The sequence below is a fragment of the Duganella sp. CF458 genome (assembly GCF_900113115.1).
Lineage (GTDB): Bacteria > Pseudomonadota > Gammaproteobacteria > Burkholderiales > Burkholderiaceae_D > Rugamonas.
The window spans coordinates 185,014-210,023 of record NZ_FOOF01000013.1 but is presented as its reverse complement, the minus strand read 5'-3'; the positions used below and the strand labels follow the sequence as shown (position 1 = coordinate 210,023).

29 protein-coding genes and 1 pseudogene are annotated in these 25,010 nt (G+C 59.8%); 9 read left to right on the top strand and 21 right to left on the bottom strand.

All coding sequences use genetic code 11. The features are described 5' to 3' along the window. Positions 1 to 137: 137 nt before the first annotated feature. The 11 genes from BM269_RS29160 to BM269_RS20665 form a co-directional block, all read right to left on the bottom strand. Positions 138 to 638, bottom strand: a complete 501-nt coding sequence (locus BM269_RS29160; protein WP_139232814.1) for a hypothetical protein — start codon at positions 636 to 638, stop codon at positions 138 to 140. A 540-nt stretch (positions 639 to 1,178) separates the two neighbouring features. Beyond that, positions 1,179 to 1,547, bottom strand: a complete 369-nt coding sequence (locus BM269_RS20705) for a hypothetical protein (protein ID WP_090441385.1) — start codon at positions 1,545 to 1,547, stop codon at positions 1,179 to 1,181. Positions 1,548 to 1,665: 118 nt separating this feature from the next. Next, positions 1,666 to 2,085, bottom strand: coding sequence for a hypothetical protein (locus BM269_RS20700; protein ID WP_139232813.1), 420 nt, complete (start codon positions 2,083 to 2,085; stop codon positions 1,666 to 1,668). A gap of 91 nt (positions 2,086 to 2,176) precedes the next feature. Continuing rightward, positions 2,177 to 2,917: a hypothetical protein gene (locus tag BM269_RS20695; RefSeq protein WP_090441379.1), complete on the bottom strand. Its 741-nt coding sequence runs from the start codon at positions 2,915 to 2,917 to the stop codon at positions 2,177 to 2,179. 95 nt (positions 2,918 to 3,012) lie between these two features. Further along, positions 3,013 to 3,462 (bottom strand): hypothetical protein, encoded by a 450-nt coding sequence (locus BM269_RS29155; protein WP_139232812.1) that lies wholly within the window; start codon positions 3,460 to 3,462, stop codon positions 3,013 to 3,015. Positions 3,463 to 3,597: 135 nt separating this feature from the next. Continuing rightward, positions 3,598 to 3,996, bottom strand: a complete 399-nt coding sequence (locus BM269_RS20690) for a hypothetical protein (protein ID WP_139232811.1) — start codon at positions 3,994 to 3,996, stop codon at positions 3,598 to 3,600. Between the two features lie 153 nt (positions 3,997 to 4,149). Then, a complete protein-coding gene (locus BM269_RS20685; protein WP_139232815.1) occupies positions 4,150 to 5,394 on the bottom strand; it encodes an IS256 family transposase in 1,245 nt (414 codons plus the stop codon). Positions 5,395 to 5,479: 85 nt separating this feature from the next. Beyond that, positions 5,480 to 5,839 carry a hypothetical protein gene (locus BM269_RS20680; protein WP_139232810.1) on the bottom strand — a complete coding sequence of 120 codons (360 nt, stop codon included), beginning with the start codon at positions 5,837 to 5,839 and terminating at the stop codon, positions 5,480 to 5,482. Positions 5,840 to 5,972: 133 nt separating this feature from the next. Beyond that, positions 5,973 to 6,635, bottom strand: a complete 663-nt coding sequence (locus BM269_RS20675) for a glutathione S-transferase family protein (protein WP_090441366.1) — start codon at positions 6,633 to 6,635, stop codon at positions 5,973 to 5,975. Between the two features lie 113 nt (positions 6,636 to 6,748). Further along, on the bottom strand, positions 6,749 to 8,965 hold the full coding sequence (locus BM269_RS20670; protein ID WP_090441363.1) for a S9 family peptidase: 2,217 nt from the start codon (positions 8,963 to 8,965) through the stop codon (positions 6,749 to 6,751). Positions 8,966 to 9,045: 80 nt separating this feature from the next. After that, entirely contained in the window at positions 9,046 to 10,413 is a 1,368-nt protein-coding gene (locus BM269_RS20665) for an MATE family efflux transporter (RefSeq protein ID WP_090441360.1), read from the bottom strand. Between the two features lie 97 nt (positions 10,414 to 10,510). Here BM269_RS20665 and BM269_RS20660 point away from each other — a divergent pair, with 97 nt between their 5' ends. The 4 genes from BM269_RS20660 (at position 10,511) to BM269_RS20645 (ending at position 13,072) form a co-directional block, all read left to right on the top strand. Beyond that, complete coding sequence (locus tag BM269_RS20660) at positions 10,511 to 11,185, top strand: beta/gamma crystallin family protein (RefSeq protein ID WP_090441358.1); 675 nt, start codon at positions 10,511 to 10,513, stop codon at positions 11,183 to 11,185. Between the two features lie 97 nt (positions 11,186 to 11,282). After that, entirely contained in the window at positions 11,283 to 11,813 is a 531-nt protein-coding gene (locus tag BM269_RS20655; RefSeq protein WP_139232809.1) for a hypothetical protein, read from the top strand. A 77-nt stretch (positions 11,814 to 11,890) separates the two neighbouring features. Continuing rightward, positions 11,891 to 12,757, top strand: a complete 867-nt coding sequence (locus BM269_RS20650) for a DnaJ C-terminal domain-containing protein (RefSeq protein ID WP_090441352.1) — start codon at positions 11,891 to 11,893, stop codon at positions 12,755 to 12,757. Positions 12,758 to 12,760: 3 nt separating this feature from the next. Beyond that, positions 12,761 to 13,072, top strand: coding sequence for a chaperone modulator CbpM (locus tag BM269_RS20645; protein ID WP_090441349.1), 312 nt, complete (start codon positions 12,761 to 12,763; stop codon positions 13,070 to 13,072). Between the two features lie 12 nt (positions 13,073 to 13,084). On the opposite strand, the gene BM269_RS20640 is transcribed toward BM269_RS20645, so the two are convergent. Both BM269_RS20640 and BM269_RS20635 read right to left on the bottom strand, forming a co-directional pair. Next, positions 13,085 to 13,396 (bottom strand): hypothetical protein, encoded by a 312-nt coding sequence (locus BM269_RS20640; protein ID WP_090441346.1) that lies wholly within the window; start codon positions 13,394 to 13,396, stop codon positions 13,085 to 13,087. A gap of 92 nt (positions 13,397 to 13,488) precedes the next feature. Beyond that, a complete protein-coding gene (locus tag BM269_RS20635; protein ID WP_090441343.1) occupies positions 13,489 to 14,406 on the bottom strand; it encodes a LysR family transcriptional regulator in 918 nt (305 codons plus the stop codon). 100 nt (positions 14,407 to 14,506) lie between these two features. On the opposite strand from BM269_RS20635, the gene BM269_RS20630 reads away from it, so the two are divergent. The 3 genes from BM269_RS20630 (at position 14,507) to pncB (ending at position 17,317) form a co-directional block, all read left to right on the top strand. Continuing rightward, complete coding sequence (locus BM269_RS20630) at positions 14,507 to 15,121, top strand: FMN-dependent NADH-azoreductase (protein ID WP_090441340.1); 615 nt, start codon at positions 14,507 to 14,509, stop codon at positions 15,119 to 15,121. A gap of 175 nt (positions 15,122 to 15,296) precedes the next feature. Beyond that, positions 15,297 to 16,130 carry a cysteine hydrolase family protein gene (locus BM269_RS20625; RefSeq protein WP_090441337.1) on the top strand — a complete coding sequence of 278 codons (834 nt, stop codon included), beginning with the start codon at positions 15,297 to 15,299 and terminating at the stop codon, positions 16,128 to 16,130. After that, on the top strand, positions 16,127 to 17,317 hold the full coding sequence (gene pncB / locus BM269_RS20620; RefSeq protein ID WP_090441333.1) for a nicotinate phosphoribosyltransferase: 1,191 nt from the start codon (positions 16,127 to 16,129) through the stop codon (positions 17,315 to 17,317). The genes BM269_RS20625 and pncB overlap by 4 nt, the downstream gene beginning before the upstream one ends. On the opposite strand, the gene BM269_RS20615 is transcribed toward pncB, so the two are convergent. Beyond that, positions 17,305 to 18,267 (bottom strand): GlxA family transcriptional regulator, encoded by a 963-nt coding sequence (locus BM269_RS20615; protein WP_090441331.1) that lies wholly within the window; start codon positions 18,265 to 18,267, stop codon positions 17,305 to 17,307. The two genes, pncB and BM269_RS20615, sit on opposite strands and share 13 nt — an antisense overlap. A 2-nt stretch (positions 18,268 to 18,269) precedes the next feature. Then, positions 18,270 to 19,241 carry an SLAC1 anion channel family protein gene (locus BM269_RS20610; RefSeq protein WP_373994404.1) on the bottom strand — a complete coding sequence of 324 codons (972 nt, stop codon included), beginning with the start codon at positions 19,239 to 19,241 and terminating at the stop codon, positions 18,270 to 18,272. Positions 19,242 to 19,413: 172 nt separating this feature from the next. Between BM269_RS20610 and BM269_RS20605 the strand changes: the two are divergent. Next, a pseudogene (locus tag BM269_RS20605) lies at positions 19,414 to 19,733 on the top strand (multidrug efflux SMR transporter). Here BM269_RS20605 and BM269_RS20600 read toward each other — a convergent pair. Next, positions 19,730 to 20,632 (bottom strand): MBL fold metallo-hydrolase, encoded by a 903-nt coding sequence (locus BM269_RS20600; protein ID WP_211482731.1) that lies wholly within the window; start codon positions 20,630 to 20,632, stop codon positions 19,730 to 19,732. The pseudogene BM269_RS20605 and the gene BM269_RS20600 sit on opposite strands and share 4 nt — an antisense overlap. Before the next feature lie 95 nt (positions 20,633 to 20,727). Here BM269_RS20600 and BM269_RS20595 point away from each other — a divergent pair, with 95 nt between their 5' ends. Continuing rightward, a complete protein-coding gene (locus tag BM269_RS20595) occupies positions 20,728 to 21,630 on the top strand; it encodes a LysR family transcriptional regulator (RefSeq protein ID WP_090441422.1) in 903 nt (300 codons plus the stop codon). On the opposite strand, the gene BM269_RS20590 is transcribed toward BM269_RS20595, so the two are convergent. The 5 genes from BM269_RS20590 to BM269_RS20575 all read right to left on the bottom strand — a co-directional run bounded on the left by BM269_RS20590 (position 21,627) and on the right by BM269_RS20575 (position 24,953). After that, the gene (locus tag BM269_RS20590) at positions 21,627 to 21,926 is read right to left on the bottom strand and encodes a hypothetical protein (protein ID WP_090441322.1); all 300 of its coding nucleotides are present in this window, start codon (positions 21,924 to 21,926) and stop codon (positions 21,627 to 21,629) included. The genes BM269_RS20595 and BM269_RS20590 overlap by 4 nt on opposite strands. A gap of 56 nt (positions 21,927 to 21,982) precedes the next feature. Further along, positions 21,983 to 22,138, bottom strand: a complete 156-nt coding sequence (locus BM269_RS29500) for a hypothetical protein (RefSeq protein WP_170860443.1) — start codon at positions 22,136 to 22,138, stop codon at positions 21,983 to 21,985. Continuing rightward, positions 22,138 to 22,437: an antibiotic biosynthesis monooxygenase family protein gene (locus tag BM269_RS20585; protein WP_090441319.1), complete on the bottom strand. Its 300-nt coding sequence runs from the start codon at positions 22,435 to 22,437 to the stop codon at positions 22,138 to 22,140. The genes BM269_RS29500 and BM269_RS20585 overlap by 1 nt, the downstream gene beginning before the upstream one ends. Positions 22,438 to 22,485: 48 nt before the next feature. After that, positions 22,486 to 24,573 carry a TonB-dependent receptor gene (locus tag BM269_RS20580; protein ID WP_090441316.1) on the bottom strand — a complete coding sequence of 696 codons (2,088 nt, stop codon included), beginning with the start codon at positions 24,571 to 24,573 and terminating at the stop codon, positions 22,486 to 22,488. A 101-nt stretch (positions 24,574 to 24,674) separates the two neighbouring features. Then, on the bottom strand, positions 24,675 to 24,953 hold the full coding sequence (locus BM269_RS20575; protein ID WP_090441312.1) for a hypothetical protein: 279 nt from the start codon (positions 24,951 to 24,953) through the stop codon (positions 24,675 to 24,677). Positions 24,954 to 25,010: the final 57 nt, after the last annotated feature.

The following is a 25,010-nucleotide window of genomic DNA, read 5'->3' as shown; positions in this document are numbered from 1 at the left end:
CGTATGCACCCTGCGTTTTTTGCCTTCACTCATTTGCTATCATCCTTTCGCGGACGACAGCTTAAACCACCGTCTCAAATTCGGGGGCCACTATAGTCAGCGGGCCGGCAGCTATCGCCCCATCTCGGACCTTCGCTTTAACTCCTTCCGAGCTTCCACCAAGGACGTTTAGGAGGAACGTTTGACGTCGGTGATTCTTCTTTAGGCGTGACTCCTAACGTTTGCGCGCAAATCGAGTTCCACACTACAGCATCCAAAGGCATTACCCTGGACCAGTCAATCTTTCCTAGTAATACCGGATGAGGAGCAAAGCCGAAGAATTGGCCTTGATCCCGCGAAAGTCCCTTTTCCTTGAGAAGGGCAACGCCTTGACTTAGAAGATGCTGCTCCTGCCACTCAAGAGAATTCATCAGTTCGGCAAAACGTTGGAAACTGGGAGCTACCAAGTGTACCCCACCCTCCAACACATCAAGCTTAATCACCTCACCTGACCTACGCTCAAAGAATAGATCTCCAAATACGGAGGCACCTATAGGTCGGATCTCGCCGATAATCAGATCCGGCCATTCTAATAGCAGTGAATTGAAGTCAAGCAGTGATACATCGACGAATAGATCGTCCCAAGTTAATGAATTCATGAAGCAAGGTTTAGAGATTGATAATCTGGATGATGGTCCGATTCTGGCCGGATACGGTCTCCAGGCAAGCCTCATAAAATTCAAGGCAGCCTCAAATGCACGGCTCGGAGATTATCTTACCGTTAATCATATGCTTCGGACACCCTCCTGGCATAGGTAAAGTCGGTGAGCAGATGCCCGGTGACTTATCCTTTCGCGCCGCTGGAATGCAATCCCCTTCGCATTCGCTATCATCAGAGCATGCCTTTCCTTCATCGGTCGTTTTGACGGCACAAAAGTAGAACTGCCCCATGGGATAGAGGATCCATTTTCCACCTTTTGCGACGCACTCCTGTTTCGTATCTGGGTGTTTTGGCTTCTCGATGCTTTTCGATCCGTTCGCTAAGCTATTCGCCGCGAAACACGCAAGGCAAAACATGAACGAAATATTTCGAGCCATCGTGGGAAGTTTCACTTGAGGTTATAAATGCTTTCGGTCATCAAGGGCCGCTGCTGGCCGATCGCGTTGACTCGGAGCATCCGGCCAGAGGACAAGGATTTCTACGCAAAGCGCACAAATTTGGCTTCATCATTATGCGTTATCGCCGCGCACCAGGTCACATCGTAATCGAAGATGCAAACGTCCCAGTCTTGCCAAGGCTCACGTTGCGCGAGAAAATCCAGCAGAAAACTCACGGTGGCTCTAACCATGACGTTATCGTTCTCAAAGAAAGCGATCACTGTTCCCTCACCGCCAAACCATGCTCGTTCAATGTGGTCAGAAGTCTCGGTAGCATTGATTTGACAAGCGATCGGAATGCCAGGCATTCGTTCCGCAATGCGATGAGTCTCCGCCTGTTTCATTAACCTAACGCGCAGGTTCTCCGCCTCGACTGCACGAAGTTTTTCACCGATGAGGCTGAAATCCAATCTTAGTCCTTTCTCTTCGTACGAGGTCCGCTCTTGGCCGACTGTGCCCCCTGCAAGCTCGACGGCTACCCCGACCAGCGCCGCCGTTGGCCGTCCGCCGGCGTGAATTTTTGGGCGATTAAAGTGGTGACTCGGTAGCGCCAGGTACTGTCAAGTTCTCGAGATGCAGTCCAAATCGATCTAAGAGCATTTTCTCGAGTTCGTCGAGGGACTGGCAGTTGATCCGTTCATCAGTATGCGCAAAGTGATCCCAATCATCCGGCTCCGCTTCCCAACCCGCATTTAATGCACAGACCCGAATGTCGTAGCCCAGAATGATATCCTCGTTCGGTCGATTTCGAAGGAGATAAGGTTCGCTCACCAATCCTTGTGAAATCACGGTGCCTCGCGCATGATCGACTTTAGGGCGAACTTCAAGAAAGACCCTGCGATTTTTCTCGTCCCGCGGCGCCTCAGCTTCCACCAAGCGCCCAAGCTTGAGGCGCTCAACAACCTGTACTCTATTCATCGCGCAATCCAGATTTCCTTCAAATGCCATACGAGATCGACGGGCCGCTTTTGGCCGATTGTACTCGGTCGGCTAGCTGACGCATCCGCCACAAAACGGAAGATCCCTCATTCGTACGAATTCATTGATTTGAAAAAGATAATTGCTCGCACAGCTTCGCTAAGTCGTCAGCATCAAATTCTGATAGCCCGGCCAAATCAAAGATGACCTTCCCCAAAGTAGATAACTTGTCGACCCATGGCCCGTCCCCTTCGATCAGACCACCTGTTCCTAAATCGCTGGCATGAAGATCCATCTCTTCGCGCTTCAACGCCGCGAGCTCCGGATCCTCGTGCGATGGGCGACGTAAACGCTCTACGTCTAACGTTTGCACTTTCCCAAGTAGGGCGAGAAGCGCGTACTGACGATAGCTCATTCTTTCTAGCTGAGATAACAACATGTGCGCTGTCTCCGCAGATATGTAATCCGCGAATATCAAATTGGCATAAAACAGCCCAATATGTCGAATCTTCTTTTCTTGAAATGTGGTGGATACTTTGACGAGTGTGGACTCCAGGAGTTGGCTCCCATTGGACTGTCCAAGGTCTCGCTCAGCGAAAAAATCATCTGCGCGAACGATATGACCAGCAATCAGCTGTGTACCAATTCGCTCTTGCGCAATGTCTAGAGCAGTTCTAATCCTATTTTTTTGCCGAAGAGTGTATGCTCTTGCGGCCATTTCCTTGATCACACCGGCGATGCCCACTCCGACAATTGAGCCGATTCCGCTACCGACGAGACCCTTTTGATCAAGAAAAACGCCGGCCGCTGTCCCAATTAAGTCCGCAGCGAGCCCAAGCTGTCGTTGTGCATTCTCTTCCATCGACATCTCCGCAATAAAGTGATGCCGGGGACTCAGGCACCATAACCCTGCTCGTCAATAGCCGGCGTGAGAGACCACTTTTGGCCGATTGCGCTCTATCCATGAATTTCCCAGGTCTTTTCCTGGATGTCAAATGTCAAGAACGGCGAAGCCTGGGATCCTTCTGGCGTAACTGCCGCATTAGCACCAACGGCGTTCGAAATTCCCTCAATGAACTCCAGCACGGCCGCGTGCTCGCTCGCCCCAATAATCTCTCGGGGATCGATGTCCAACTCAATTTCATCGACTTGAAAGAAATGACAATTAACAGACACGTTGCCAATCCAGATCGAAAGACAATGACTAACGTCGGTCCGTCTAAACGCCTCGTCGACTCCTGGAACGGGTGCTTCATTCCCATCCGCCTGATATGTAAGCCGATAAGTTGATGAATAGCGAATAAACCGTTTCCATCCATCCAAGTCGACGTTGGCGAGATAAACGTCGCGAAGTGATCCGTCACGCTCCCAAAGTTCTGGTAGTTGGTTAATGCTCGGTGGATTCATGCACAAGTTGACTTGTAATAATGATGTTCTTTAACGGACTAGCCGCTGTTGGCCGGCTACTGCCGGCCTCTTGATTGTCGAAGTCGCCCCAAATCGGAAGTTCGCTCAGGGTATCAGGAAGCGTCGACTAAATGATCATGCGCCGGTGGTGAACCATAAATCATCAAAATCCACTTCCTGGCAATCATCGTAGGGTTTGAATTCCTCTCCATCCTCGAGAGGTTCGATACCGTCGTGCATTCTTAACAGGAGCATGATGCGATTGCCCGTCCAGTTTGTTTTCGCATATTCTGCAGTGATCTTTTCCGCCGCCTGCCTAGTTGCCACCCAAAATGCTGTTCGCGCCTCGATAGGAAAACCGCGAACATCGAAATCCATGCAGGGTGCGCACCTCTCTGCATTATCAATCAACCAGCATTTCATCCGCAGGAATTCCTGCGGCAACTCGTCGGCAACAAGTTCAAGCATATGCCCCATTGAGCCTGTCGGCCCACTTATCTGGCGCCCGTCTTCAAGAGTTATGATAGTTGACATGTCAGTAATCAAGGGCAGGTATTGGCCGTAAGCGCTCGGACGCGATTACTCATCGCATGGACTCACAAAGCGCAAGTATCTCATTGTAGAGCTAATTGGAGAATGCGCCTGACTGGACCTGTCAGGAATTTTGTGTGCCGGGGTCGCGGTTAATTAGTTGATCGCGTTGGTAAAGCGTTCCCCAAACAGGATGGCAAATTGGTTGGCGGCCATCTTCCAGGTCCGCTGCGGCATCTTCCAATCTTTTTCGATATTGCGCAAGGCCAGGTACAGCAATTTTGTCGCTGCCTCGTCGCTCGGGAAGTGCCCGCGATTCTTGACGATCTTCCGCAAGCGCATGTGCAGGCTCTCGATGGCGTTCGTTGTGTAAATGATTGAGCGTACGTCGGGCGGGTAGGCAAAGAACGGGATCACCTGCTCCCACTGGCGGCGCCACATGGCCACCACGGTCGGGAAACGCTGGCCCCAAGGGCCTGCTGCAAAGGCGTCTAGCGCCGCCGCAGCCGCGTCAGCGTTGGCAGCCTGGTAGATTGGCTTAAGCGCCGCTGCAAGCTCTTTGCGGTCCTTCCACGACGCCAGCGTCATCGAGTTGCGAATCAGGTGCACGATGCAGGTCTGGATATGCGCCTGCGGGAACACTGCCTCAATCGCTTCAGGGAAGCCGCGCAGGCCGTCAACGACGGCAATCAGAATGTCTTCCAGACCACGATTACGCAGCTCGTTAAAGACTTTCAGCCAGAACTTGGCGCCTTCTGTTTGTTCGATCCAAAGGCCCAGCACTTCCTTGCGGCCATCGGCCCGAATGCCCAGCGCCAGGTACACGGCCTTGTTCTTGACGGTGCCCTCATCGCGGATCTTCAGGCGCAGTGCGTCGAAGTAGACGATGGGGTACATCGCTTCCAGTGGGCGTTGCTGCCACTGCGCCACTTCGTCGATGACCTCGTCGGTGATTGTGGAGATCAGGTCATGTGACACCTCGGTACCATACAGCTCCAGCAGGTGAGCCTGGATTTCGCGAACCGTCATGCCACGGGCATACATGCCGATTACATGGTCGTCAAAACCCGGCATACGGCGTTGGTGCTTGGCGACCAACTTGGGCTCGAAGCTGGAAAGACGGTCACGCGGGATCTCTAGTTCCAGCTCGCCGCCTGGTGCCAGCACGGTCTTGCGGCTCCTGCCGTTACGATGGTTTTTAGCGTCGCCTTCGCTGGCAAGGTGATGATTAAGTTCGGCTGTCAGCATGCGCTCGGCCAGCATCTTTTTGAGCTGGCCGGCTAGACCCGATTCGCCGAGAATCGACTCGGCGTCCTTGTTTTCGACCTGGGCAAGCAGCTGGTCGATTAGTTCAACGGGAAACGGGTACTGCTTTTTGGTTTTTGGCTTCTTCGTGGTCATTGCGTCGGTCATGGACAATCCCTTTCGGTATTATTTCATGACCCCGGATTCACACTAAAATTCTGACAGGCTCGCCTGACTGCGATCACTCCTTAACCAACGCTGCGCCATTCACCTTCATCACCCATTGCGAACCTACCTTATGTGGAGGCTCATTTACTTCAAGTCTTGCCTCAGACGTCCGGCCCAAAATCTCGCGATCACTGATGCTGGCAATCGGCATATTGATGAACTTTTCGGCCACATGTTCTTGGGAGGCTTTGCGCTCGAACCACATTCGCCCGGACCGCGTAATCTTCAACTCACTCCCCTCTGCTCTCCATACCCCGATGTAGGCTTCATGGCCTAGAAGAACCGGATCGGTTCCTGTTGGCGCCCGGCCTCCATTGAGCCAGAAGCCGCCAAGCAGCAGCAAGACAACAAGCGCTCCCACCATCCATTTCATTTGCATCTCCCCTAAAGTTTGCTGCTTCGTCCTCTGTTCCTCGAAATGGCACCGCATGATCTTCCGAGTCCGCATTACCTAAATTCGTGCGCGCAGGTGATGGGCATTCTCCTGTGTGCTTCAAACTAAGGGCTTAGTCTTCACCGTTTGGTACGCCCAGCGGGAACATATGGCGGTATGGCTTGGCTTCGGCCCAGCAGCGGGCAAACGATGGGCGTTCGCGCAAGCGGCGCAGGTAGGCCATCACGTGTTCATGCTTTTCGGGGATCGGGTGCGACCAGTGCGCGTACAGGAGGAAGGGCGCAGCCGCGCAGTCGGCCATGCTGAATTCGTCGCCCGCTGCCCAGGTGCGATTCGCCATGACTTTGTCCAGCCAGGCGTAGGCGGTATCGAGCTTGCGCTTGGCTTCGGCGACGCCATGCGGGTCGCGTTCGCCGTCGGGGCGAAGCACGTCGGCGACCAGCTTCTGCTGCGGCGTGGCGATGTGGTTGTCGAAGAAGCGGTCCATCATCCGTACTTCCAGTGCGGCTTTGGGATCGGCCGGCAGCAGCTTGACCGGGCCTGGATAGTAAAGCTGAAGGTGTTCGATCACGATACTGGCCTCCACCACCATGCGCTCGCCGTCCAGCAGGATCGGGAATTTCGCTATCGGCCACATTTCGCCGAATTGCTGGCAATTGACGGCGTGGTCCGGCGACAGCATGCGGTACTCGAATGGCGTGCCATTCTCATACAGCGCGATGAGCGCCTTCATGGAGTAGGAAGAAAGGGGATGGTAGAACAGTTGCAGGGACATGGCGCCTCCGTCGGTGGTGGTTGATCTTACCGCTACGACGTTTGAGGTGCGTAAAAATCGACAAAAAAGCCCGCCGGCTTGCGCGGGCGGGCTTTGGCGGCAAGGGCCGGGCCTTAGTTCGATTCCGGCTTCAGGTGCTTGCGGAAGAAGGCGTCGATGTAGGTTTGCACGTGGCGCTTGGCCAGGCGGTTCGACACGCCGTGCTTGGCGCCCGGATAGGTCATCAGCTCGAACTGCACGCCGCGGTTCACCAACGCGTCGATCATCTTGGTGGTGTTGGTGAACAGGACGTTGTCGTCCGCCATGCCGTGGATCAGCAGCAGGTTCGACTTCAGGCCGTCGACGTGGTAGAACACGTTCGACTGCTTGTAGCCTTCCACGTTGTCGCTAGGACGGTCCATGAACTGCTCGGTGTAGTGGGTGTCGTACAGGCCCCAGTCGGTCACCGGCGCGCCGGACACGCCTGCGGCGATCTTGTCCGACCCTTGCGACAGCAGGCGCAGGGTCATGAAGCCGCCGTAGCTCCAGCCGTACACGCCGATACGCTTGGCGTCCACGAAGGACTGCTTGCCCAGCCAGTCGATGCCGGTCAGTTGGTCTTCCACTTCGACCTTGCCCAGGTTGCGGTAGATCGCATCGGTGAACACGCGCTCGCGGCGCGAGGAGCCGCGGTTATCCAGGCGGAAGACCACATAGCCTTGCTGCGCCATGTACTGGTCGAACTGCGCGCTATCCCACTTGCGGGTCACGTGCTGCGAGTGCGGGCCGCCGTAGGTGGACAGGTAGACCGGATACTTCTTGCCGGCGTCGAACTTGTACGGCTTGATCATCGAGTAGTACAGGGTCTGGCCATCCTTCGCCTTCATGTTGCCGAATTCGACCGGCAATTGGTCCGACTTGTATTTGAAGTAGGGGTGCGACGCGTTGACTTCATTCTTTTCCAGCCAGCTTACCAGCGCGCCGTCCGGACGGCGGATTGCCACCTGCGGCGGGGTGGCCGGGTCGGACCAGGTATCGACGAATACTTCGCCGTGCTTGGAGAACGAGGCGTCGTGCCAGCCGTCAGCCTGGGTAATGCGCTTTGGCTTGTCGGCAGTGGAGCCATCCAGTTTCAGTTCGTAGACTTGCTTGTCGTAGACCGCATCCTTGTTGGAGGAGACGAAGACCTTGCCGGCCTTCTCGTCCACCGCCAGCACGTCGTCGAAGCCCCACTCGCCTTTGGAGATGGCGTGTTTCAGCTTGCCGTCCATGCCGTAGAAGTACAGGTGGTTGCGGCCGGTGCGTTCGGACGACCAGATGAAGCCCTTGCCGCTTTCCAGAAAGCGCAGGTCGTCATTGATGGTGGTCCAGGTTTTTGCGGTTTCGGTCAGCACAGGGCGCTGCGCCAGCGAGGCCGCATCGACAGCGATCAGCTCCAGCGTCTTCTGGTCGCGCGACTGGCGCTGGAAGAACAGCGACTTGGAATCCTTGCTCCAGTCGGCACGCACCAGGTAGATATCCTTGTTGGCGCCCAGGTCCACGTCGCGGATCTCGCCGCCTGCGGGCGATACGATTTTCAGGCCGACAATGGCGTTCTTGTCGCCGGCGGCAGGGTAGCGCTGCTCCACCACGTCGGTACGGTCAGCGTAGATCTCGAAGCGGCGCGCCACCGGCACTTGCGCTTCATCGTACCAGCGGAACGCAATGGCGGAATCGTCCGGCGCCCAGTAGTAGCCGGTGAACTGGTGCATCTCTTCCTGCGCCACGAATTCGGCTTCGCCGTTATGCACGGTGCCTTTGCCGTCGCTGGTCAGTTGGCGTTCCTTGCCGGTGGCCAGGTCGATCACGAACAGGTTCTGGTTGCGCACGAAGGATACGTATTTGCCCTTTGGCGAAATCTTCGGATCGATCACGCTGCCCGATGCCACCAGGCGCGCGTTGTCCGGCTTGGACAGGTCCACCAGGTACAGGTTGCCGGCCAACGGCACCAGCAACTGCTTGCCATCCGGCGACCAGTTGTAGGAAATGATGCCTTTCAGCGCCGCAGTACGGGCACGTTCGCGCAGCGCTTTTTCAGCGTCGGACAGGTTCTCGACCGGGACCAGGGCCTTGGAGTCGACCAGGCGGCGCGTGGTCTTGTCCTTCATATTGTATTCCCACAGGTCCATCTGGAACTGGTCGTCCGCGCGAGCGCGCAGGAAGGTGACGCGGGCGCCATCCGGCGACACTTTGAGGGCTCGCACGCCAGGGCCGGACAGTGCAGGATCGGCGTACAGGCGCTCCAGTGTCAGGCGTTCAGCGGAAGCGGTGCCGGCAGCCAGCAGGGCTACCAGGGTGAGGATAAGGCGCATGGTTTGTCCCGGAATGGTTTACTTACGAATCGCAAGACAATACCAGAACCCGCCCCCGCTGATATTCGGAATGCTATGGCCTATGCCGTTTTTCCTTCGGCTACACGGGAATTCGACAGCGTGCGCAAGTAGGCTGTGAGCAAAATGGCAGCAATCGTCAAGCCGAGTACCAGGCCGATCCAGAACCCGGCCGCGGCCATTTCCTTCCACAAGCCCAGTAGGCAGCCGACCGGCAGCGCAAAGACCCAGAACGCCAGCAGCTGGATCAGCATCGGCCCGCGCGTCACCTTGTAACCGCGAATCGCGCAGGCCGCCGCCACCTGCGTCGCGTCGGACAACTGGAACAACGCGGCGAACAGCAACAGGGTGACGCAAGTCTGCTGCACCGCGACGTCGCTGGTGTAGGCTGCCGCGATCTCGTTGCGGAACAGGGCAATAAAGGCCGCCGATACCACGGCAAACGCCAGCGACATGCCCAGCCCGACCCAGGAAGCCGAACGGGCGCGGCGCGCATCGCCTTCGCCCAGCGCTTGCCCCACGCGCGTCACCATGCCGATGCCCAGGCTAAGCGGTACCATGAACACCAGCGACGAGAAGTTCAGCGCAATCTGGTGCGCCGACTGTTCGATCACGCCAAAGCGCGCCACCAGCAGCGCCACCGCGCCGAAGGCACTGACCTCGGCGAAGTAGGTCACGCCGATCGGCAGGCCAAGTTTCAGCATGCTCCTGATTTCCGGCCAATGCGGCCATTCCCAGTGCGTGAAAGGGTAGGTGGCGCGATAGGCTCGCGAAATGCGCATCCACGCCAGCATCGCGCCCAACATGAGCCACATGCAGATGCCGGTCGATACCGCGCAGCCCACGCCGCCCATGGCCGGCAAACCCCAATGGCCGAAGATCAGCAGCCAGTTAACGAAGACGTTGAAGGCCAGCCCGAGCAAGGCGATCACCATCACCGGCTTGGTCTGGTTGATACTGGTGCTATAGCCATACAGCGCTCGGTAGCAGGCGAATGGCGGCAAGCCGATGCTGATGAAATGCACGAACAGCGAAGCGCGCCGGTTCACTTCCGGCGCCAGTTGCAGGTGGTCGAACAGCAGGGTGGCCAGGTTGGCCAGTAACATCGCCAGCAGTCCGACGCCCAGGCCTTTCCACAAACCCTGGCGCACCAGGTGCGGAATGCGCTGGTAGCTGCCGGCCCCCACTTCATGCGCTACCAGCGTGTTCATGGCCATCATGGTGCCCATCACAGTCACCAGCACGATGGACCAGATCGCCGCGCCGGTCGATACCGCAGCCAGTTCGGAAGCCCGGGTGTGGCCGGTCATCGCCACGTCCGCCACCGCCATGCCAACGGTGGCGAGCTGCCCAACCAGGACCGGCCAGGCCAATTTCCATAATGCTGTTGCTTCGTTGCGTAAATTGGAGGTCAAAATCGTGGTCGGCATGTGTTGCGCAGTAGGAATTTGTTACAAGGTAGGGTAGTCTAACGGCCTTTGCGCCGCGTTAGTGCGCTTAGGATGCCTGAATATCGGAGATTTAGTAATGAAGAATACCTTGACCGCCGCTTTCCTGCTGGCCGCTTCCCTTGTTGGCCAGGCCGCTTCGGCCGGTGAATTGCAGCTCTTCTCGCGTGAAGACTTTCGCGGCCAGCGTGTGGTGATTGCCGACGGGGCCGCCACCAATTTCCGCGACTTCGACTTCAACGACCGGGCTTCGAGCCTGGTGGTGCGCTCCGGCACCTGGGAATTGTGCGAGCACGTCAATTTCCAGGGCCATTGCGCAGTGTTCGAGCGCGGCGAATATCCCGACCTGCGCCGCTTCAACAATAACTTCTCTTCCGCCCGTGAGATTGACCGCCGCCGTGGTCATGGCTGGGGCCGCGAAAATCGCGACAATCGCGACGACCGCGACGAGCGCTGGCGTGAAGAGCGCCGCGAAGAACGTCGCGAGTATCGCGAAGAGCCACGCGGCCCCGCGGTGGAACTGTTCAACGACAACGGTTTCCGTGGCCGCGTGATCCAGGTCAATAACGATTTGGACACCCTGCGCAATGTCCATTTCAACGACAACGCCAACTCGATGGTCGTCAACTACGGCACCTGGGAAGCCTGCGAACACGCCGACTTCGGCGGCCAGTGCCGCACGTTTGCGCCAGGCCGCTACCCTGACCTGAGGGACTTCAGCGACCGCATCTCGTCGATCCGCCGCGTTCGCTGATCGTCACTTGCCGCATTAAAGCGCGCCGCACAGCGCGCTTTTATTTTGCTCTGTTAGTTGTTATTTTGTAAATATAATCGACACTTACCCAGACCTTATGAAAATTCTTTCCTTGAAATGCGTGAATTGCGGTGCCGGCCTCGAAGTGAAGGAAGACATCAACGACTTCGCTTGCGGTTACTGTGGCGTTCAGCAACACGTTGAACGGAGCGGTGGAATTGTCTCGCTGAGGCGATTGGAGGAAGCGCTGGACGATGTGAAGCTAGGCACCAATCGGGCCGCATCGGAACTTGCCCTGACGAGACTACAAGCGGACGTGGCAGCAATTTGCGCCAGGCGCGACAGCCAAGTGGGCGCCTTACGGGCAGCCGATGCCAGGAATAGCGCGCTCGTCGGCTGGGCGATTATCGCTTTCGCGATCTTTGCGATTGTGATGTATGGCTGGTGGTCGATCCCGATCATTGTCGGCGGATTCATCTTCGGGTCCCAGTTCCTCGTGCCCGTGACCAAAAGGGTAAAGGCGATCGAAGCAAATGCGGCAGCGCAGATCGAACCGCTGAAGACGCAGATAGCCCGTCATCAGTCGATCGTCGACTCGTATGACTTTGGAACCGCGGCTAACAGCTGATCGCTGAACCATGATCGTGGAGCCGCATGCGGTGAATTCCTGATACCCTGTCTTCTCCTTCACCGAGAGGACGTGGCGTGGAATACAAGGATTACTACGCAACGTTGGGAGTCGCCAAGACTGCCAGCGAAGACGAGATCAAGAAGGCCTACCGCAAGCTGGTCCGCAAGTATCACCCGGACGTCAGCAAGGAAGCCGATGCCGATGCCCGCACCAAGGAGCTGAACGAGGCGTACGGCGTGCTGGGTGATCCCGAAAAGCGTGCCGCCTACGATTCGCTAGGCAGCGGCCAGTACCGCGCCGGCCAGGAATTCCGTCCGCCACCGGACTGGGCCGGCGGCTTCGAAGGAAGCAGTGCCGAAGACTTCTTTGCCGACCTGTTCGCCCACGTGGGCGGGCAGCGCGGCCGCCACCAGGGCTTCCGCATGCGTGGCGAAGATCTCCATGCCGTCCTCCCAATCAGCCTGCAAGATGCCTACAACGGCGCCCAACGCGAGATCTCGCTGGGCAGCCAGCGCACGCTCAAGGTCAGCATTCCGCGAGGCGTGACGGCGGGACAGCAATTGCGGCTGGGAGGGCAGGGACAGGCCGGCATGCATGGCGCCGAGGCAGGCGACCTTTACCTCGAAGTCGCGTTCCAGGCCGACGACCGTTATCGCGTTGAAGGCCGCGACGTCTACCAGAAAGTACCGATCCCGCCGTGGCTCGCTGCGCTGGGCGGCGAGCGCGACGTGACCACGCCATCCGGCCGCGTGACCGTGACCGTGCCGCCCGATTCGCAAGGCGGCCGCAAACTGCGCCTGAAAGGGCGCGGCATTCCCGCCGCCAATAGCTCCGGCGCGGCGGGCGACCTTTATCTCATACTCGACATCTTTGCGCCGCCAGCCGATACGCCCGAGCGGCGCGCGCTATACGAACAGATGCAACGCGAAATAGGAGGATGAGCGATGCCAAAGGAAGAGATTGTGGAAGGCGTGCCGCTGGAACACCAGGCGCTGACGCTGGATCAACTGGCGCGCGCGTGCGCCGTCGCGCCGGAATGGGTGGTGCACCACGTGCGGCGCGGCATCCTGATCGGCCGGGAAGGGGCAAGCATCGAAACCCTGCAATTTACCAGCGTGGACTTGGGGAGGGCGCGTCGCCTGGCCCAGCTTGAGCGGGATTTCGATGCGGACGAAGATTTGGCGGCGCTGGTGGTCGATTTGTGCGACGAGGTACGCCGCCTGAAATCGCGCCTGCGCGCCGCCGGAGTGACCTAGCAGCCTGAGGGCTTAGCGCTGCTGGTCCCGCCCGCCGCGATTGCCGCGGTTGCCGGTGTTGCCTTTTTCCTCGTCCAGCAAGTCATCGCGGCTGCCCTGGCGCTGGCCCTGGCCGACGTCGCTCTGCTTGTTGCCGCGGCCCTGGTCGGATTGCTGGTTACCGCGTTCCTGGTCGGATTGCTGGTTGCCGCTCTCCTGATCGGATTGCTGATTGCCACCAGTCAGGTTTTCGCGCTGGCCTTGCTGACGGTTACCGCCGCTTTGGCCTGCTTGACCAGCCTGGTTGCGCCAATCATCCGATTGCTCATCTTTGCGTGATGCCATGATCGCTCTCCTTTGTGGTTGAAGCGATTCCATCCTAGGCCGATGCCGCGGACTAGCCTGTAGGTGCACGCGCCGCTGGCCTGTAGGAAGGTTTAGAAAGCGTCTTGCGGCAGCGTATGGTCGAGCGCAACGAACTTTTGACGCAGCCATTTGCCGGCCGGGCCCAGTTCATCATCGCCGCGATGGATCACGAACAGCAGGTATTCCAGCTCACTGCCTTCCTGGGTATGCAGGCGCACCAGGCGCCCTTCCGCCAGGTCGCGCATGACGGTGTGCTCGGGCATATTGCCCCAGCCGAGCCCGCCAAGCAGCAGGGCGTGCTTGGAACCGAGGTCGCCCAAGCGCCAGTCGCGCAGCCCGAGTACGCCGAAATCGCGGCCTTCGGTCAGCGGGCTGCGGTCGGTCACCACCAGTTGCAGGTGCTCGCGCAACACCGACGTCGCGATCGGCGCCGCTTCGCGCGACAGCGGATGCAGCGGCGAGCAGACCGGCATCATTTTTACGAAGCCGGCCGCATGGCGCTCGATATTCACCGGCGCGGTGGCAGCCATGCCCGCCACACCCAGCTGGCAGCGGCGGTCGGCCACCATCTGCGCCACGGCGCCCAGCGCTTCCGTATGCAGGCGTAGCGAAACGGTCGGGAATTCGCGCTGGAAGTGCTCGAGCGCGCGCACCAGCACGCAGGCCGGGAACATCACGTCGACCACGATGCACAGTTCAGCCTCCAATCCCATGCCGAGGGCCTTGGCGCGCGAACGCATGCCGTCCACCTTGCTGGTCACCGCGCGGGCATCGGCCAGCAAGGTCTTGCCGGCTTCGGTCAGGGTCGGCTTGCGCGTGCTGCGGTCGAGCAGGGCAATGTTCAGTTGCTCTTCCAGGTTGGCAATCGTGTAGCTGATGACCGACTGGGTACGGTGCAGGGCGCGTGCCGCATGGGCAAAACCGCCATGGTCAATGACCGCGATGAAGACGCGCAACTGGTCGAGGGTAGGATGGCCGGGATCTCTCATATCAACAAAATCGATAATTTCTATCGTGATAAAACCTATTTCGTCGAAAATAAACCCGTTCTAAGATGGCCGCAATCACCAACTTTCTTGGAGCAAGGTCATGGCAAACGTTCTCTACATCAACAGCAGCGTACGCAGCGCAGGTTCCCTTTCCCGACAATTGTCGGCCGAGTTCATCGCCAAATGGAAAGCCGCCAATCCGGCCGATACCGTAGTCGAGCGCGACCTGGCCAGCAATCCGGTGCCGCACCTGACCGAGCAGATGATGGGGGCCTTCTTCACGCCAGCCGAAGCACGCAATGCCGAGCAGGCGCAGGTCGTCAAAGTGTCAGACACCCTGGTCGACGAACTGGCCGCAGCGGACGTGGTTGTGATCGGTGCGCCGATGTACAACTTCTCCGTGCCATCGACGCTGAAGGCCTGGATCGACCACATCGCCCGCGCCGGACGCACATTCCAATACACCGCCAACGGCCCGGAAGGCCTATTGAAAGGTAAGAAAGTCTACGTCTTCACCGCCAGTGGCGGCGTGTACAGCGAAGGCGCCGCCGTGGCATACGACCACCTGACCACTTTCCTGCGCACCGTGCTCGGCTTCATCGGCCTGACCGACGTCCAGTTCATCCGCGCCGAAGGCGTAGCGATGGGCGAGCAAGCCGTCGCCGACACTTTGGCCAAGGCGCAGAAGTCGATCGAGCAACTGATCGCCGCCTAAAGCTGGCGTACCGCCGAGCCCGTGTCCCACCATGGGGTCACACCCGAAACGGGACACGGGCTCTGCTGGTACATGCTTGAGTTCGTGTCTCATTTGGGGTGTGACCCCATGGTGGGACACGGACTCGGCCATTCGTTCTCGCGGTAGTGGACTGGTCATTTGCTATCATTGCAAAATGAAACGCCACTATCACCTGCTCATCATCGATCCGCAGAACGATTTCTGTGATCTTCCTTCTCCTGCCGCGCCGGCCTTGCCGGTGCCGGGCGCCCATCAGGACATGCTGCGCGTCGCCAGCCTGATCGAACGCGGTGGCGCCGGGCTTTCCGCCATCACCGTGACGCTCGATTCGCACCACCGCTATGACGTGGCGCATCCGACTTTCTGGCGCACTGCTGAAGGCGCGGCGCCGGGGCCGTTCACGCAGATTTCCGCTGCCGACGTGCGCGCCGGCCGGTTTGTGCCGCGCGATGCATCCGCTTTGCCGCGCGTGCTGTCTTATCTCGATGCGCTGGAATCGGCCGGCCGTTACCAGCTGATGGTCTGGCCCATCCACTGCGAAATCGGTAGCTGGGGCCACAATGTGCATGACGCTGTGCGCACTGCCTACAACCGCTGGGAAGAGGGGCGCCATGCGGTGGTGGCCAAAGTCGGTAAAGGTTCGAATCCCTGGACCGAACACTATTCCGCCGTCATGGCCGAAGTTCCCGATCCGGCCGATCCGGCTTCGCAACTGAACCGCGAACTGATCGCCAGCCTGTCGCAAGCCGACGTCATTTACGTCACCGGTGAAGCCGGCAGCCATTGCGTGAAAGCGACCACCGAGCATATCGCCGACCATGTCGATCCGCGCAAACTGGTGCTGGTCACCGATTGCATGAGCCCTGTGTCCGGCTTTGAAGCGCAATACATCGAGTTCGCGCAAGCCATGCAGCGCCGCGGCGCGCGCCTTGCCACGTCGCCTGAAGTGCTGCCGGAACTGCTGGCCAATGCGGAGGACCGGCAATGATCCCTGTCGTCCGCAGCCTGCTTGAAACCGACTTGTATAAATTCACCATGTGGCAGGCTTTGCTGCATAGCCATCCGAGCGCGCATGCCGAGTATGAATTCGTGTGCCGCAACCAGACGGTCTTCCCGCTGTCGGAGCTGAAGGGTGAAGTCGAGGCCCAGCTTGACCACCTGTGCAGCATGTCCTTTACCGAGGACGAGCTGGATTACCTGCGCTCCCTGCGCTACATCAAGAGCGACTTCGTCGATTTCCTCACGGTGTTTCGTTTCCAGCGCAAGTTCATTGAGGTGCGCGCGGAAGGCGATACCCTGGTGATCCGCGCCGAGGGCCCGCAAGTGCACATCATGGCGTATGAGATCTTCGTGCTCTACATCGTGAATGAGCTGTATTTCCGCCGCGTTGGAACGCCGGCCGCGCTGGGAGAGGGGCGCAAGCGTCTCGGTGAGAAGATCGTGCAGTTAAAGGCGTTCGGTACTACGCCGGCCCTGCGTCATCCCTTCGAATTTTCCGACTTTGGCTTGCGCCGCCGCTTTTCGGCCGCATGGCACGATGAAGTCGTCGAGCGTCTGGCACGCGAGGTGCCGGAGTGCTTCAAAGGCACTTCCAACGTCTACATCGCGAAAAAGTTCGGCCTGATCCCAATCGGCACCATGGCCCACGAGTACATGCAGTCCTTCCAGGCCTTCGGCGTGCGGCTGCGCGAGTTCCAGAAAGCTTCGCTCGAGGCTTGGGTGCAGGAGTATCGGGGCGACCTCGGTATCGCGCTGACCGACGTGGTGGGCATGGATGCCTTCCTCAACGACTTCGACCTGTACTTCGCCAAGCTGTTCGACGGCTTGCGGCACGACTCGGGCGATCCGATCGTGTGGGGCGAAAAGGCGATCGCGCACTATCAGGCCTTGCGGATCGACTCCAACACCAAGCGCCTGGTGTTCTCGGACGGGCTGGATTTCGACACTGCTTTCCGTCTGTACCGCCAGTTCGCCGACCGCATCATGGTGGGCTTCGGCATCGGTACCTGGCTGACCAACGATGTCGGCATCAAGCCGTTGAATATCGTGATGAAGCTGATCCGCCTGAACGGACAATCGGTGGCCAAGCTGTCCGATTCGCCGGGCAAGACCCTGTGCAAGGACGAGACTTTCCTCGCCTATCTGCGGCAAGTGTTCAACCATCAGGCCTCCTGAGGGTGGAAGCGTAAGCGGTAGTCGCCCGGCGTTACGCCGAGGCGGCGCACGAAGGCCCGCCTCAGGCTGTTCTGGTCGTGGAAGCCGCTGCGGGCCGCCACCCGCTTGAGGGGGCTGGCGGTTTCCTCCAGCATGCGCCGTGCGGCATCGAGCCGCGCGGCTTCAACAAAGTCGGCCGGCGTTTCGCCGGTATCGCTCTTGAACGCGCGTGAGAAATTACGCACGCTCATGCCGGCTTGTTCGGCCAACTGGTCGACCGTCAGATCTTCTTCCAGGTTTTCCAGCACCCATTCCTGCACTTGGCGGATCGGGTTGCGCTGCGCGGTTTGCGCGGCAAGGTGGGCGCTGAATTGGGCCTGGCCGCCGGGGCGTTTGATGAACATCACCAGTTCGCGTGCGACGGCCAGGGCCACGCTGCGGCCGAGGTCTTCTTCCACCAGGGCCAGCGCCAGGTCCATGCCGGCAGTGACGCCGGCCGAGGTATAGAGGTTCCCGTCGCGCAGGTAGATCTGGTCATGCTCGACCTGCACCTGTTCGAAGCGCCGCGCCAGCGAGGCCGAAATATTCCAGTGGGTGGTGACACGGCGGCCGTCCAGCAGGCCGGCGTGCGCCAGCAGCCATGCACCGGAGCACACGGAGCCGAGCCGGCGCACCTCTGCCGCCTGCCGCTGCAGCCAGTGCATCAGGCGCGGATGGCTGGTGACGTCCTGCACCTGGTGGCTGCCGGTGACGAGCAGCGTATCCACCGCGCGGTCCAGCGTATCGATAGCGGCGGTAGGCTGGAACAGCATGCCGTTGTCGGCGCGGACCGGGCCTTCTTCCAGCGCGACCAGGTCGAATTGGTAAGCGTCCTTCTTGCCGGACTGGCGGGCCGCTTCGTGAAAGACATCCATCGGCCCTGCCACATCGAGCATTTGCACGCCAGGGAATACGAGTAAAGCGATACGCATGGTTAGCCTGCCAGGAGTTTGCCGGTGTACAGCGAATATAAGGTACGCACCAGCAGCACGGCAATCGTCACGGTCAGGAAGGCGAGCAGCACACCGGCCAGCACCATGACAGCGAGGCCATCGGCGACGGAGGCATACTTGATCGCAGCGTTCACCAGTGCGGCGATCGGGAAGCTGATGCCCCACCAGCCCGGGCCGAAAGGCACCGAACGGCGGAACACACGTGGAGCCAGCACCAGGAACATGAACAGGCCAAAGTAGAACAGCATGGCGGCGAACATGTCGACGTGCTGCGTAACGTTGACGTAGGCCAGGAAGCCGACTTCGAACGGGGCGATCATCACCATGAGCGAAGGGATCATGCCGGCCGGCAGGGGCTCGCCGTGCACCAGGCGGCTGAAGATCAGCACATAGAACACGATGGCAATGGCCGTGCCGATGCCGAGGGCAATCATGTTCACTTCATGACCCCAGGTGCCGCCGGTGACGGCGATGTCGAGCGAAGCCACGCCGGGAATCAGCCAGGCCGGCACCACATTGGCCGGCGCCATATTCCCTTTCAGGACGCGCGACACCACAACATAGCCCAGCACCAGCGTGGCGACGGAACCGAACGTCCACACCAGTTTTTGCAGCTGGCTGCTCCACGGGGCCACGACGCTTGATAGCAAAAGCACCGCAATACTGATGGTGCCGAAGAAGTTGCCCGCCACCGGGTGCGAGAACTCGGCTTTTACAGCTTCAGGGAATGCAGCCCATTTCGACAGGTAGGCCACAGCCAGCACCGCAAACACCAGCAGCGACAGGATGCCGATGCCATCGGCGATCAGCGTGCTGCTTCCGTACAGGAGGGCAGCGCCGCGCCAGGCGAGGGCCAGGCCGGCAATGCCCATGACGGACCCAAACAGGTTGACGGGAAGGTTTTTGACCGAGGCTCTGCTGGTGGGCAGGGCGGTGGCGATTGCGGTTTGCATGATGTTCATCCGGTGAATGTGCGATGAATTCATTATCGGACGGCAATTGCATGGCTGATAGTGCTTGCATACGTCATTTTCGGCCAACGCTACGCCACCCTCGGCCAAGGGCATTCCAGCCAAGGGGCGGCAGCCCGACAATGGCAGCCCCAATATAAGGAAAGGAAGAGAAATGCCCTGGATTCTGTTGACTGCCGCCGGTCTGCTGGAGATCGCTTTTGCGCTTGGAATGAAATGGTCACAGGGTTTCTCGCGCCCGTGGCCGGGCGCGTTCACCGCGCTGGCTTGGCCAGCATCTACCTGTTGTCGCTCGCCTTGCGTACCCTGCCAGTGGGAACCGCATATGCCGTGTGGACCGGCATCGGCGCAGTTGGAACGGCAGCGGCGGGCGTGCTGTTCATGGGCGACTCCGCCGCGCCGGCACGCCTGGCCTGCATGGTCCTCATCGTCGGCGGCGTGATTGGCTTGAAGGTCTTTTCGGCGGCAGGCTAGGGCGCCAGCTCCGCCACCTGGTCGTTGTAGGCAACAGGGATCCAGCGGAAAGAGTCGCCGTCCTTGCGAAGATGGCCCACGCCGGGGAAGGAAAAATGCGGCGATGCTACCACCACGCCGGTGGCTGCCACTTCGTCGAACAGCTTGCGGCGCGCGGCGGCCGCTTGCGGCTGGCTGTCGTCGTAGGAGATCGTAATGCCGGGATGCGCCAGCTGGACTTCCGCCACGTGCACCGTATCGCCCCAGAACAGCATGCGATGACCCTTGCTCTCCACCAGGTAGGCGCTGTGCCCGGGCGTATGGCCCGGTACGGCGCGCGCCGTGATGCCCGGCAGGACTTCGCCGCCCGCCGGCAGATACTTGACGCGCCCGGCGTCGTAGTAAGGACCGACAGTCGCTTTCGACGCGGGTTCATCGATCCTGCGCGCGACTTCGCGCCGGTCCACATACACCTGGGCGTTCGGGAACAGCATCCTTCCACCGATGGAAAGCCCGCCCGAATGGTCGCCGTGGATGTGCGTCAGAAGGATGGCATCGATCTGTTCCGGCTTGAATCCCGCCGCGGCGAGGTTGGCCAGCAGGTGGCCGCTGGTAGCGCCAAACAATTCGCCGGCGCCGGTATCAATCAGTACGCGGTGTTTGCCTGTGTCGACCAGGTAGACGTTGATCGACAAGGCCAGGGTATCGCCCAGGTGGCTGGCGCGCAGTTCGGCGCGGGTGGTGGTGGCATCGCTCAGGATCGTTGTGACATCGCGTGGGGCGACACCGTCCGATAATGCGGTGACCTGGAAGTCGCCCAACTGGGCGCGGTAAAAGCCCGGTGCCTGGTCGGCAGCCAGCGCCGGTGCAGGGGCTTGTACGGCAATGGCCATCAAGGCCGCGGCGATCATTCGTTTCATGGCAATCTCCATTTGTCTGTTGGTGGATGATTGCCATTGTGGCGGCGCTGAACATATACTTGAAATCGATCGTTGATATTGGACATATAAGCCATATGGATATAAGGCCTTCCGACCTCGCTCTGCTGGTATCGCTCAACGCCCTGCTGGAAGAGAATAATGTGACCCGCGCCGCCGCACGCCTGCATATCAGCCAGCCCGCCTTGTCGGCCCAGCTGGCGCGCCTGCGCGAACTGTTTGGCGATCCCTTGCTGGTCCCGTCGGAGAGTGGACGTGGCATGGTGCCGACGGCGCGGGCGCTGGCGCTGCGCGACGGCTTGCGCGATTCGCTGCACCAGCTGGAAGCCGCCGTGCGCGATCCGGAAACCTTCGATCCAGCGCGCGCCGAGCGCACCTTCATGATTGCCGCCAACGACAACGTGGTAACGATGTTCGGCATCGAACTGGTACGGCGCATGGCCGCCAGCGGGGGCGCCGGCCTGCGCGTCGGTTTTTCCGAGCCGAACCCGGACGGCGTCGTGGCGCGTATGGAGCGCGGCGAGCTTGACCTGCTGCTTGGCGCCGCGCAGACCATCCCGGCTGCGTTGAAGGCCTTACCGCTATCGAGCGAACGTTATGTCATGGCGCAGCGGCGCGGCCACCCGCGCGGCATGCGCGCGCCGTCCTTGAAACAGTTTTGCGCGTTGAAGCATGTGCTGGTCTCGGGCAGGGGAGAATTCCACAGTTTCCTGGACCAGCGTCTGAAGGACCTGGGCCAGCAGCGGCAGGTGACTGTGGTTGTGCCGCATTACAACCTGGTGCCGACCATCTTGGCCAATACCGATCATGTGTGCACCTTGCCGGTGCGCTTCCTGCAGCGCTTCAGCGACCAGCTGGACATTTTCAAGCTGCCGTTTGACCTGCCGGAATTTGCGATTGCCATGGCCTGGCATCCGCGCAGCGAGCACGATGCGGGGCACCGCTGGCTGCGCGAACAATTGAAATCGGTGGAGCTTTAGGCTTCCTGTGCGCCGAAACGGGCCATGATGCGGTCGGCCTGTTCGCGCTGGGCATCGTCGTCCACGTCCACCGACAACAGGGCGGCAGGGCGGTCCGGCTTGTCGGTGTTGTCGACGTCGTCCGGCGTAAGCGAATCCATGATGTTCTTCACGGCCGATGCGGTGGTGCTGAGCGCGCGTGCTTCATGCAGGTTCAGTTGCACGGCTGAATTGGCAAAGCCTTCTGCCAGCAGTGCGCTGCGGGCCCCCTCGGCATCCGCGATCTGGCGGAAATTTCGGTAAATGATGCTTGGCATGATTGGTCTCCTGTTTGATGGAATTGTCGCGTAAGGCGCCGTAACGGGGCGCGCGCTTACTTCGCCTGGCCCTTGCGCGACGACCAATGCAGATGCACGGTACGCAGGAAGTCGATATCGCTGTCGAGATGGTGCGCGGCATATTCGTCGCGGCTATTCTCGGCATAGCCGGATTTGAATATCCGGACCCTTGGGCAGGCGAGGATTCGCATCAAAATCCGGCGACAATGTTGGTGGTGTGTTCGACGCGCGGGGTGTTGGCGAAGTATTGGCCGACCATGCCGCGCCAGGTCTGGAAGTCTTCGCTACCGCGGAAATCGACGGTGTGGTTTTCCAGCGTTTCCCACACGATGACCAGCATATAGGTGTTGGCGCGCTCGATCACGCGCTCAAGGCGCATCGATTTGCAGCCTTTCGCACGCTGGAACAGCGGTACGGCTTGCTGCACCGCCGCTTCAAACCCGGCACCCTGGCCATCCTTGATTTCAAATTCCGCCAACTCGTAAATCATCGGGACATTCCTTTCGCAAAGTAATGTCCCGATTGTGCCTCAGTTGGATCAGAAGCGGTAGCGGGCAGTGACGCGGACATTGCGCGGTGCGCCCGGCATGTTCAGCAGCTTGCTTGACCCGTGGCCGGAAACGATGTATTCGCGGTCAAGCAGGTTGTTCACGTTCAGCTGCACATCGAAGGACGCGGTGCGGTAAGCCACCATGGCATCGACCACGGTGTAGCCAGGCAGGGTGGTGGTGTTGCCCGGGTTGGCGAAGCGGTCGCCCTGGTAGTTCACGCCGGCGCCGGTGAACCAGCCGCCGCCCAATGCCTTGTTCAGCCACAGGTTGGCACTGCGCTTTGGCGTCAGCGTTGGCTGTTTGCCTTGCACGTTCTGGCCGTCGTCGCGCGCGATCGACTTGATGATTTCCGCATCCATCAACGCCAGGCCGGAAGCCACTTGCCAGCCCTGGCCCAGCTCACCGGTGAAGGTCAGTTCCAGGCCGTCGGTACGCTGGGTGCCGACCGGCATGACGATGTTGGTGATTGGATCGGTGGCCTTGATACCGGTGCGCTGCAGGCGGAACAGCGATGCGCCAACGGTGGCCTGGCCGCCGAACAAGTCGATCTTCGCGCCTACTTCCTTGTTGGTGGTTTCTTCCGGCTCGATCGCGGCGTTGTTGGCGGCCAGTGCGAAGGTTTCACCCGAAGGCTGGAAGGACTTGCTGAACGAGGCGTAGTAGGAAACGGTGCCGCTTGGCTGGTACACCAGGCCTGCGCGCGGGCTCCAGGCACGGTCGGTGCGCTCCAGGTCCTTCTGGCCTACGCGGCGCTCACGCGTCTCCTGGCTGAAGTCATCGTAGCGCACGCCGGCCAGCAGCTTCCATTGCGGCGTCAGCGTCGCCAGGTCCTGCACGTAGACGCTCTTGTTCTTCATGATGCCCAGGTTGTCGGTGCCTGGTGCGACGTTGGCCGCCAATTGCAGCACCGGCAGCACGGGCTTGAACAGGTTGACCGTGGCCACATTGGTCTTCGAGCGGTTGACCTGGTCCTTGTCCTGCTTGCCGATCTCAATGCCGTACAGCAGTTGGTGCTGCATGCCGAAGAATTCCGCACGCTGGGTCAACTCAGTCTGGTTGAAGTAGCCGTCTTCTTCGCGGCGCACATTGCCGTGCGTGAGCGAGGCGGTTTGCGCCGCCTCGTTGACGCTGCCCACCAAAGTGTTATTGCGGTTGAGCGAATAATCGTAGCGGCGGAAGGCATTGCGCAGCGACCAGTTGGCGTTGATGCGGTGATCCAGCACGGCAGCCAGCGATTTCACGCGCGCCTGGCTGAAGTCCACGTCGCGCGCGTTGGCGGCGCCGAAGTAGGTACCTGGTTCAACGTCGACCGGCCGGCCCTTGTAGGATGGGATACCGAAGTCGGTCAGGCGGCGATCGGACAGGTATTCACCCTGCAGCAGCAGGGAAGTATCGGCATTGATTTTCCACAGCAGGGAAGGCGACACGGCTTCGCGCTTGAGGAATTGCTGGTCGCGATAGCTGTCCGAATCTTCCTTGGCTCCGGTGACGCGGAATGCCACGCCGCTGTCGTTGAGATTGCGTGCCACATCGAATTCGCCGCGCTTTTTGCTCCAGCTGCCGAAGGTCACGCTGGCTTCCGTGCGGTCGATGCCAGGCTTCTTGGTGATACGGTTGATCATGCCGCCCGAAGAGCCGCGGCCATACAGCACCGAAGCCGGGCCCTTGATCACTTCAATCTGCTCGATATTGGACAGGTCGCGGAAATACAGCGCGTCGTCGCGCATGCCGTCGATGAACTGGTCGGCAATCGCGGTAAAGCCGCGGATGGTCACCTGGTCGCGCTGGCCGTCGCCATGCGACAGTCCGACGCCCGGGATTCCCTTCATGACGTCTTCCATCGAGCTCGCGCCTTGGTCGCGCAGCAGCTCCTGCGGCACCACGTTCACGGTTTGCGGAATGTCGCGCAGCGGCGCATCGATCTTGGTGGCGCTGGTGGCGGTGCTTGGATTGTAAGCGGCGTCGCGTGCTGCGGTGACGGTGACGGAGGGGAGGGTGGCTTCTTCGGCGAAAACTGCGAAATGCGGCAGTGCCAGCGCAACGGCAAGCGCCAGCGGGGACTTGTTCAACGACATGCGATTTCCTAAGTGGCTACGTAATGAGAATTGTTATCATTCTCAATTATGCGCCACCCGGGAACTTTGTTCAACAGTAAATCTTGTACTAGATCAAGGTTTTAGCGTTCACTGCGCCGCACGGTATCGCGCCCCGGATCCTGCTGCTCCCCCTGACGGTACTGGGGACCGGTCTGGAAACCGTGCTCACGTTCGCCCTCATCGACACCGCCCGACAGCAGGTCGTCGGTACGTCCCGCCGATTCCGCCGACTGCTGGTTGCCTTCCTGCGTTTGGGAGAGATTGCGGCGCCCGGTGCAACCGGCGCCCATGGTTGCGATGCTGCTGGTGCCATCGTGGGTTTGTTGCTCCAGGCTGCGTCCTTTGTTGAATGTGGACATGATTGCCTCCTTGTAGCTACGGCCAATAGTCCATTCTAGGCCTGTAGGGAGGAATCT

Bases quoted from the DNA above. Each gene is read 5' to 3' on its own strand.
- BM269_RS29160 (WP_139232814.1), bottom strand. From the start codon at position 638: ATGAATTCATTAACTTGGGACGATCTATTCGTCGATGTATCACTGCTT.
- BM269_RS20700 (WP_139232813.1), bottom strand. From the start codon at position 2,085: ATGGCATTTGAAGGAAATCTGGATTGCGCGATGAATAGAGTACAGGTT.
- BM269_RS20695 (WP_090441379.1), bottom strand. From the start codon at position 2,917: ATGGAAGAGAATGCACAACGACAGCTTGGGCTCGCTGCGGACTTAATT.
- BM269_RS29155 (WP_139232812.1), bottom strand. From the start codon at position 3,462: ATGAATCCACCGAGCATTAACCAACTACCAGAACTTTGGGAGCGTGAC.
- BM269_RS20690 (WP_139232811.1), bottom strand. From the start codon at position 3,996: ATGTCAACTATCATAACTCTTGAAGACGGGCGCCAGATAAGTGGGCCG.
- BM269_RS20685 (WP_139232815.1), bottom strand. From the start codon at position 5,394: ATGACCACGAAGAAGCCAAAAACCAAAAAGCAGTACCCGTTTCCCGTT.
- BM269_RS20680 (WP_139232810.1), bottom strand. From the start codon at position 5,839: ATGAAATGGATGGTGGGAGCGCTTGTTGTCTTGCTGCTGCTTGGCGGC.
- BM269_RS20675 (WP_090441366.1), bottom strand. From the start codon at position 6,635: ATGTCCCTGCAACTGTTCTACCATCCCCTTTCTTCCTACTCCATGAAG.
- BM269_RS20670 (WP_090441363.1), bottom strand. From the start codon at position 8,965: ATGCGCCTTATCCTCACCCTGGTAGCCCTGCTGGCTGCCGGCACCGCT.
- BM269_RS20665 (WP_090441360.1), bottom strand. From the start codon at position 10,413: ATGCCGACCACGATTTTGACCTCCAATTTACGCAACGAAGCAACAGCA.
- BM269_RS20660 (WP_090441358.1), top strand. From the start codon at position 10,511: ATGAAGAATACCTTGACCGCCGCTTTCCTGCTGGCCGCTTCCCTTGTT.
- BM269_RS20655 (WP_139232809.1), top strand. From the start codon at position 11,283: ATGAAAATTCTTTCCTTGAAATGCGTGAATTGCGGTGCCGGCCTCGAA.
- BM269_RS20645 (WP_090441349.1), top strand. From the start codon at position 12,761: ATGCCAAAGGAAGAGATTGTGGAAGGCGTGCCGCTGGAACACCAGGCG.
- BM269_RS20640 (WP_090441346.1), bottom strand. From the start codon at position 13,396: ATGGCATCACGCAAAGATGAGCAATCGGATGATTGGCGCAACCAGGCT.
- BM269_RS20635 (WP_090441343.1), bottom strand. From the start codon at position 14,406: ATGAGAGATCCCGGCCATCCTACCCTCGACCAGTTGCGCGTCTTCATC.
- BM269_RS20630 (WP_090441340.1), top strand. From the start codon at position 14,507: ATGGCAAACGTTCTCTACATCAACAGCAGCGTACGCAGCGCAGGTTCC.
- BM269_RS20625 (WP_090441337.1), top strand. From the start codon at position 15,297: ATGAAACGCCACTATCACCTGCTCATCATCGATCCGCAGAACGATTTC.
- pncB (WP_090441333.1), top strand. From the start codon at position 16,127: ATGATCCCTGTCGTCCGCAGCCTGCTTGAAACCGACTTGTATAAATTC.
- BM269_RS20615 (WP_090441331.1), bottom strand. From the start codon at position 18,267: ATGCGTATCGCTTTACTCGTATTCCCTGGCGTGCAAATGCTCGATGTG.
- BM269_RS20610 (WP_373994404.1), bottom strand. From the start codon at position 19,241: ATGCAAACCGCAATCGCCACCGCCCTGCCCACCAGCAGAGCCTCGGTC.
- BM269_RS20600 (WP_211482731.1), bottom strand. From the start codon at position 20,632: ATGAAACGAATGATCGCCGCGGCCTTGATGGCCATTGCCGTACAAGCC.
- BM269_RS20595 (WP_090441422.1), top strand. From the start codon at position 20,728: ATGGATATAAGGCCTTCCGACCTCGCTCTGCTGGTATCGCTCAACGCC.
- BM269_RS20590 (WP_090441322.1), bottom strand. From the start codon at position 21,926: ATGCCAAGCATCATTTACCGAAATTTCCGCCAGATCGCGGATGCCGAG.
- BM269_RS29500 (WP_170860443.1), bottom strand. From the start codon at position 22,138: ATGCGAATCCTCGCCTGCCCAAGGGTCCGGATATTCAAATCCGGCTAT.
- BM269_RS20585 (WP_090441319.1), bottom strand. From the start codon at position 22,437: ATGATTTACGAGTTGGCGGAATTTGAAATCAAGGATGGCCAGGGTGCC.
- BM269_RS20580 (WP_090441316.1), bottom strand. From the start codon at position 24,573: ATGTCGTTGAACAAGTCCCCGCTGGCGCTTGCCGTTGCGCTGGCACTG.
- BM269_RS20575 (WP_090441312.1), bottom strand. From the start codon at position 24,953: ATGTCCACATTCAACAAAGGACGCAGCCTGGAGCAACAAACCCACGAT.